A 7,234-nucleotide genomic window follows, 5' to 3' on the forward strand; every position below is an offset into this window, starting at 1 on the left:
TGCATCCAGTGCAACCAGTGCGCCTATGTCTGCCCCCACGCCACCATCCGTCCCTATGCCATGACCGAGGAGGAGGCCGCGAAGCTTCCCGCCGCCGCCAAGGTCATCGACAAGACCGGCAAGGGCAAGGGCTATAAGTTCACCATTGCCGTCAGTCCTCTGGACTGCATGGGCTGCGGCGTCTGCGTGGGCGTCTGCCCGGGCCGCAAGGGCGAGAAGGCCCTGAAGATGGCTCCCCAGGAGCAGGAGGCCGCCCAGCAGGAGGTCTTCAACTACTGCGTGGCCGAGGTCTCCGAGAAGAAGGACCTCCAGGACGCCACGGTGCCCGGCAGCCAGTTCCGTCAGCCGATGCTGGAGTTCTCCGGCTCCTGCGCGGGCTGCGCCGAGACCAGCTATGCCCGTCTTGTCACCCAGCTCTTCGGCGACCGGATGTATATCTCCAACGCCACCGGCTGCTCCTCCATCTGGGGCGGTCCTGCGGCGACCTCTCCCTACTGCACCAACAAGGAAGGCCACGGCCCCGCCTGGTCCAACTCCCTGTTCGAGGACAACGCCGAGCACGGTCTGGGCATGTATCTGGGTCAGAAGGCCATCCGCGACCGTCTGGCGGACCTGACGAAGCAGCTGATCGCGGTGCCTCACACCTATCAGCCCCTGAAGGACGCCGCCCAGAAGTGGCTGGATACCATGGAGGACGGCAAGGCCAACGCCGAGGCCACCCGTGAGTATGTGAAGCTCCTGGAAGAGAGCGTCATGACCGTGGAGGGCATTGTGGCCTTCACCTCCAGCCCCAAGGCGGCCGAGGTCTTCGGCGACAAGCTGCCCCAGTTCCAGGCGCACGCCAAGGAGCTCCAGGCCAGCGGCGCGAAGTACTGCGACTGCGACGCCTGCAAGCTCTGCCTGGAGATTCTGAAGGACAAGGAGTACCTGTCCAAGAAGTCCCTGTGGATCTTCGGCGGCGACGGCTGGGCCTACGACATCGGCTTTGGCGGCGTGGACCACGTGCTTGCCTCCGGCAACGACGTGAACATCTTCGTCTTTGATACCGAGGTCTATTCCAACACCGGCGGCCAGGCTTCCAAGGCCTCCAACATCGGCCAGGTGGCGCAGTTCGCCGCCGCCGGCAAGGAGATCAAGAAGAAGTCCCTCGCCGAGATCGCCATGAGCTATGGCTATATCTATGTGGCCCAGGTGGCCATGGGCGCCAACCCCGCCCAGACCCTCAAGGCCATTCAGGAGGCCGAGGCCTATCCCGGCCCGTCCCTGATCATCGCCTACTCCCCCTGCGAGATGCACAGCATCAAGGGCGGCATGATGAACTGCCAGGCCGAGATGAAGAAGGCCGTGGAGTGCGGCTACTGGAACCTGTTCCGCTTCAACCCCGCTGCGGAGGGCGCGAAGTTCACCCTGGATTCCAAGGAGCCCGCCGGCGGGTATCAGGAGTTCCTGATGAACGAGGCCCGCTACAGCCGCCTGACCCGCGAGTTCCCCGACCGGGCCAGCGAGCTGTTCCAGCGCAACGAGAAGGCGGCCATGGACCGCTATCAGCACCTCCTCAAGCTCAAGGAGATGTACGCGGAGTAAGGCCGAGGCGTCGGAAATTCCGCCCGCTGCGCTTCCGCCGCTGAAAGCGGCGAAAGCTCCGCTCTGCTCCATTCCCTCCGCCTCCCTTCAAGGGGGAGCGGGCTCCCCCTTGAGCAACCCCCACCCCTGCGGGGGACGAGGGACGGAAGATGGGAGCGTGGGTTGAGGAGAAGAGGACGATGGACTTTGGATGGGTGTCCGTGAAACCGTGGTCTGTGACGATTATGATTGCGGCGCCTGTCAGGCGGAATTGAATACAAAAGATGGGCGGAGAGTGGAATTTTATCCATTCTCCGTCCGTTTTTTCGTGTGTGCGCCGCTGATTTACCGCTTTTTTGTTTGTCTTGGCAGGGCAGGCGCTTTGCCTCGCCCGCCGGTCAGGGCTGTCCTTTAGAGGGGGAGGGCTTTTTTTGACAGGTCAGAGGGGCGGATAATATAGAAAGACACCGCTCAACCTCCTTGTGCCGCCGTGTCAATCATAAGAAAACGGCGGTCTTGAAATCCACTGTTTCAAAACCGCCGTTTGGTAATCATAGTAATTTGGGTGAAAATTTCCTTATTTCTGCTCAGATTTTTTCTTTTCCTCTCATTGCCGTCCTTATTAGAAGATATTAAACAGGCTCTTACGGTTACCGGCGAGGTGGCCCATCCCGTAATCCTGCGGGTCCCGGTGGGTACGCCTCTGCTGGAATGTGTGGAAGCGGCCGGCGGCACGGCGTTGAGCGAATACCGCATCCTCTGCGGCGGCCCCATGATGGGAAAGCTCTACACCATGGAGGAGGCCCGGCGGGAGGCAGTCACCAAGACGACCTCCGGCATCACGGTGCTTCCGCCGGACATTCCGCTGGTCAGGGAGCGGGAGACGCCCCTGCGGGTGACGCTGCGAACGGACCGGCGGCGGCTGGACTCCGGAAGAGGCCCGTCAATGGCGCAAGGCTCCTTCCCGCCGGATGGCGGTGCGGCTGGGGGTCGGCAAATACTACGACTATGAGATCGACACCCTCCTCACGCCGGAGGTGAACCGGGTCCGTCTGCCGCTGAAGCAGCACATCGGCGCGCCCGCCGTGCCGGAGGTGAAGACGGGGGACACCGTCGTCCCGGGCCAGCGCATCGCCGCCTGTCCCGACGGCGCCCTGGGAGCGCATATCAGCGCCAGCATCGGCGGCGTGGTCACGGCGGTGGACGACGCCATTACCATTGAGAGGGGGAACGCCTGATGGAGACCATTGGTTTTTTAGAGTTAAACAGCATTGCCAAGGGCATTGAGGCGGCAGATGCCATGCTCAAAGCGGCGGAGGTCCGCCTTGTGGCCGCCCGTCCCAGCTGCCCTGGAAAATATCATGTCCTGGTTACCGGCGAGGTGGCCGCCGTGCAGTCCTCGGTGGAAGCGGGGGAGGAAGCCGCTGCCGGAAGCGTCATAGATCAGGTGGTAATTCCCCGCGTTCATCCCAAGGTAATCGAGGCCATCGGCCTTTCCTCCGTGCCGGAGCAGGCCAATGCCATAGGCATTCTGGAGTATTTCAGTGTGGCGGCCTCCATCTATGGGGCGGACGCGGCCGTGAAGGCGGCGGATGTGACGCTGCTGGAGGTGCGCCTGGGCGCGGGGATCGGCGGCAAATCCTTTGTGGTGATGACCGGCGACGTCTCCGCCGTGACGGAGGGCGTGGAGGCCGGCGCGGCCTCGGCGGAAGGCTCTGGCCTCCTGGTCAGCCAGGTGGTGATTCCCAGCCCCCATCCGGAGCTTTTTGAAAGCCTGTACTAGGGCCTGCCTTATGTGAACAGGCGCTAAATCGAGAAAGCGGGGAGAAAAGAATGCCGGAAGGGAAACAGCGGATCATACAGGAATTCGTTCCGGGCAAGCAGGTAACGCTGGCCCACATTATCGCGAATCCGGTGGAGGACCTGTTCAAAAAACTGGGAATCACCGGAGAGCACACAGGCGCCATTGGAATTATGACGATCACGCCCAGCGAAGGCGCGATCATCGCCGGAGACGCGGCCAGCAAGGCCGCGGATGTTTACCTGGCTTTCATTGACCGCTTCAGCGGCTCCATGGTGATTTCCGGAGATGTGGAGAGCGTGGAGGCGTCTTTAACCGCGGTCATGGATGCCCTGCACGGTACGCTGGGCTTCACACCGTCCCCCATCACCCGGACCTGAGGAGGTGCGGGATGAAAAAAATCATGCTGGTGGGACGGACAGGCGCGGGAAAGACCACCTTCTGCCAAGCCATCTACGGCGAGGAGCTGCGCTATCAAAAGACCCAGGCAGTGGAGATCATCCACGGCGCCATTGACACGCCGGGGGAGTACCTGGAAAACCGGAGGCTCTACCGCGCTCTGATCGTGACAGCGGCGGAAGCCGACCTGATGGTCCTTTTGCAGGACTGCACCGATGAACAGTGCTGGTTTGCCCCCGAGTTTGCCGGCATGTTTGGAAAGCCGGTCATTGGCCTTGTCACAAAGACCGACCTTGCGGCGGGCGAACAGGCCCTCCGGGCGGCGGAGGAGAAACTCTTCCTGGCCGGCTGTCAGCGGATTTTCCATATCAGCAGCAAAGAAAACACAGGCATTGATGAGGTAAAGGCTTACATCGGCCTGACATAGGACGGAGCTTATGACAACTACATTTTCCATACCGACTACCATTTATATGGGGGGCGACGCACTGGACCGGCTCCAGGGGTTTCCCATCAAAAGGGCGCTTTTGGTCTGCGACCCGTTTTTGACAAAGAACGGCGCGGTCGAGCTGGTGAGCAGCCGTCTGGAAGCCATGGGAGCCCAGTGGGAGCTGTTTGACCAAATTGTCCCGGATCCCACGGTGGATCTGGTAAGCGCCGGCGCGGCCCGCATTCTGGACTACCGGCCCGACACCCTGATTGCCCTGGGCGGCGGGTCCGCCATAGACGCCGGGAAGGCCATCAATTTCATTTACACCCAAATGGGCGCATCGGAAAAGCCCCTGTTTGTCGCCATCCCCACCACCTCCGGGACCGGCAGCGAGGTGACCTCCTTCTCGGTCCTCTCCGACCCCAAGGCGGGCGCAAAATATCCCCTGGTCGACGACCGGATGCTGCCGGAGGCCGCGCTGCTGGACCCCTCTTTGACCCTGAGTGTCCCGCCCCATGTGACGGCGGACACCGGCCTGGATATTCTGACCCACGCGCTGGAGGCCTGTGTTTCCCCCTTCGCCAGCGACTTTACGGACGCTCTGGCGGAGAAGGCGATTGCCCTGGTGTTTGCCAACCTGCCCGGGGCGGTAAAGGACGGCGGGGATTTCGAGGCCCGGGAACGGCTGCACAACGCCTCCTGTATGGCGGGAATCGCCTTTAACAACGCCAGCCTTGGCATCTGCCACGGCATGGCGCACCCGCTTGGGGCGCTGCTGCATCTTCCTCACGGCAGAAGCAACGCGCTGCTGTTGCCCCATGTGGCGGCCTTTAACGCGGGCTTGAACGAGCAGGGAGATTTTCCTGCCCGGGCACGCTATGCCGCCCTTGCCAAGCAGGCCGGCTGCTGCTGCTACACGGAGACTGTGGCGGTGCAGGGCTTGATACGCCGGATTCAGGATTTGATGACCGAGGCGGGAATGCCCCATAAACTGGAAGACGAGAAGCATCGCGCCCTGCTCGCCGAGCATCTGGAGAGCTTGGCGGAAGGAGCGCTTGCGGACCGCTGTACCGGAGGAAATCCCAGGCCCGCACAGATAGACCAAGTTCAGGAGCTGTACCGGAAGCTGCTGTAAAGCAGCGGAGAAATCCTATCCGGGCCTTGGTTGACTTAGCGTGTGAAAGACACAGTATTTTGACGATAGGATAATGAAAGATAATGAGCAGCGCGGGAGCATTTGTTCTCCCGCGCTGCTATATGTTTGTTTTTGCTTGTTTTTAGGGACGGCTTGTCTCTCCAAGGAACTTGGCGATGTAGCTCAGGCACCGGCCCAAGGGCATAAAGAGGGCGCACATTAAGGCCGCGTTGCCGCAACAATGGAGCAAATCAAAAGGAATGCCGCTGACCCAGTAACTGAACCCTGCGTACAACCCGCCGGTGAGAGCATAGGGAATGGCGCACAGCGCACCGAAGCTCAACCCGAAAGCCCCGGAAAAGCAGGTCCACATGACCCTGGAGCTCTTCCGGCGCAGCAGATGGGTCAAAGACACCAGCAGCGGCCAGGCGTAGAGGTAATGCAACCACCAGATGCCGAAGCCATAGGTGATGCCCTCCAAGAGGATGAATGCGCAGACGATGAGAGGAACCAGTTTGGGAAGATAAATCGTGTAAAGAATCAACAGAAGCGTTACCGGCTCGATATTGGGAAGCCCCGCCATGGCCACCTGCAGGGCAAACAGCAGACCGGCTAATAAGCCGGATATTACGATCTGACGGGTGGTCATATCAATATCCGGTTTTCAGCGTAATCTCAAAATGGTCGCCGTCCGCGATGGGGGTGCTGTCGATTCCGGTATCAACGCGTCCGCCGCTCTTTGTGACGCACCACCACTGCTGGAGACTGTCATCGGCGGTTACACCGTCCACGGTGGTGATGTATAGACCAAAAGGCCCATCCTCGCCTTCGATGAGGCCCGCTTCCACCAAAGCCTTGCCTAGGACCTCTGCGTCTGTGGAAATCTGAAAATCCTTGCTGCTTTCGTCTGCGTAAATGACTTGAATATCCAGGTCCTTGGTCCCCTCTATGCCCTTGGGCCTGAAGCACATCCAGATTCCCAAAAGCACCACGACCGCAGCGGCAAGCGCCGCCAAAAGCTTCATCTGTTTCATATCCGTCCTCCATAATTTGAAAAAAAAATAAACACATCCGCCAAAAGGAAGGATGTGTCCATCACAGCGCTGCCCATTCTCGTGAGTGCATACTTCCATGGCAGAGTCGGCAATCCGGCTTAGCGCGTCGCGCATCACGGTGGCGGAACCGCACAGGAATTTCACCTGTTTCCCCGAATATCTACCATATTTTATTTTTTATTACTCCCAATTCGCTTCTGTGTTCCTAACGCCCTGATTCTAGACTTTAGTGTATAATAATTCATTCATCCGAATTATACAGATTATGCTTCAACTCTGTGCGCAGTAATTATTGTATAGCTATATGCGTTCACAGTTATTTTGTAGTGACCTGTGAAAATATACCAGTTCTTTCCGATCCTTTCAATTTTAGCATTTTTGTCCAGAATCTGCACCCCGCTCCATTGGACAACATCGTCTGTTTCAATTTGGCAGTTCCTTTTTATCCGCTCTACACCCATTTCTGTTGTATGAAGTTTATCAATGTTTTTCATTAAATCATTCATTCTTATACCAGCCTATGCATATTTGCCCATTGTGATTCACCGGGAGCACGAAGTCGGATTGGGGATTTTATTATACATAAATTCTTAGTTTTTGTCAAGGAAAATGGGAAATATGCGCAAAAGGAAGGAATATCCAAATGAAATGCCGGGCATTAACAATTGGGCTGGCCGGTGCATAACGACCCGATTGGATATGGCGACTTGATACTGAATGGAGATCCAGAAGCCTATTTGAAAACTGTGACTGAATACAAGCCTTTGGATTAACCGAGGCAATGGAGCGTAATAAATCGTAAGCGTCAAACCTTCCCTCCACAAGAAAACTCTAAGCCAGGTTTTCACCTG

10 protein-coding genes, 1 pseudogene and 1 riboswitch are annotated in these 7,234 nt (G+C 58.5%); of the genes and pseudogenes, 8 read left to right on the forward strand and 3 right to left on the reverse strand.

Annotated features, from left to right (window positions below; translation table 11 throughout):
• The 7 genes from QZ329_RS14215 to QZ329_RS14245 all read left to right on the forward strand — a co-directional run.
• Positions 1–1,584, forward strand: a 1,584-nt coding sequence (locus QZ329_RS14215; RefSeq protein WP_295753664.1) for a thiamine pyrophosphate-dependent enzyme, incomplete at its 5' end; no start/stop codon positions are given.
• 544 nt (positions 1,585–2,128) lie between these two features.
• Positions 2,129–2,575 (forward strand): SLBB domain-containing protein, encoded by a 447-nt coding sequence (locus QZ329_RS14220; RefSeq protein WP_295753665.1) that lies wholly within the window; start codon positions 2,129–2,131, stop codon positions 2,573–2,575.
• Positions 2,535–2,801, forward strand: a complete 267-nt coding sequence (locus QZ329_RS14225) for a hypothetical protein (protein ID WP_295753666.1) — start codon at positions 2,535–2,537, stop codon at positions 2,799–2,801. Before QZ329_RS14220 ends, QZ329_RS14225 begins: the two co-directional genes overlap by 41 nt.
• Positions 2,801–3,346 carry a BMC domain-containing protein gene (locus QZ329_RS14230; protein WP_295753667.1) on the forward strand — a complete coding sequence of 182 codons (546 nt, stop codon included), beginning with the start codon at positions 2,801–2,803 and terminating at the stop codon, positions 3,344–3,346. The genes QZ329_RS14225 and QZ329_RS14230 overlap by 1 nt, the downstream gene beginning before the upstream one ends.
• Positions 3,347–3,396: 50 nt before the next feature.
• Complete coding sequence (locus tag QZ329_RS14235; protein ID WP_295753668.1) at positions 3,397–3,744, forward strand: BMC domain-containing protein; 348 nt, start codon at positions 3,397–3,399, stop codon at positions 3,742–3,744.
• Between the two features lie 11 nt (positions 3,745–3,755).
• Entirely contained in the window at positions 3,756–4,190 is a 435-nt protein-coding gene (locus tag QZ329_RS14240; protein ID WP_295753669.1) for a EutP/PduV family microcompartment system protein, read from the forward strand.
• A 10-nt stretch (positions 4,191–4,200) separates the two neighbouring features.
• Positions 4,201–5,328 carry a 1-propanol dehydrogenase PduQ gene (locus QZ329_RS14245; RefSeq protein WP_295753670.1) on the forward strand — a complete coding sequence of 376 codons (1,128 nt, stop codon included), beginning with the start codon at positions 4,201–4,203 and terminating at the stop codon, positions 5,326–5,328.
• 142 nt (positions 5,329–5,470) lie between these two features.
• Here QZ329_RS14245 and QZ329_RS14250 read toward each other — a convergent pair whose 3' ends face one another.
• The 3 genes from QZ329_RS14250 to QZ329_RS14260 form a co-directional block, all read right to left on the reverse strand.
• Entirely contained in the window at positions 5,471–5,977 is a 507-nt protein-coding gene (locus QZ329_RS14250; RefSeq protein ID WP_295753672.1) for a hypothetical protein, read from the reverse strand.
• A 1-nt stretch (position 5,978) separates the two neighbouring features.
• Positions 5,979–6,362 carry a DUF4430 domain-containing protein gene (locus QZ329_RS14255; RefSeq protein WP_295753673.1) on the reverse strand — a complete coding sequence of 128 codons (384 nt, stop codon included), beginning with the start codon at positions 6,360–6,362 and terminating at the stop codon, positions 5,979–5,981.
• Positions 6,363–6,448: 86 nt separating this feature from the next.
• Positions 6,449–6,586: riboswitch (cobalamin riboswitch) on the reverse strand.
• A 60-nt stretch (positions 6,587–6,646) separates the two neighbouring features.
• Positions 6,647–6,889: a DUF3781 domain-containing protein gene (locus QZ329_RS14260; RefSeq protein WP_295753674.1), complete on the reverse strand. Its 243-nt coding sequence runs from the start codon at positions 6,887–6,889 to the stop codon at positions 6,647–6,649.
• A 159-nt stretch (positions 6,890–7,048) separates the two neighbouring features.
• On the opposite strand from QZ329_RS14260, the pseudogene QZ329_RS14265 reads away from it, so the two are divergent.
• Positions 7,049–7,156: pseudogene (locus QZ329_RS14265) on the forward strand (DUF6061 family protein); the annotation flags it as partial.
• Between the last annotated feature and the right edge of the window lie 78 nt (positions 7,157–7,234).

Source organism: uncultured Oscillibacter sp. (assembly GCF_910579365.1).
In the GTDB taxonomy this organism is placed as follows: domain Bacteria; phylum Bacillota; class Clostridia; order Oscillospirales; family Oscillospiraceae; genus Oscillibacter.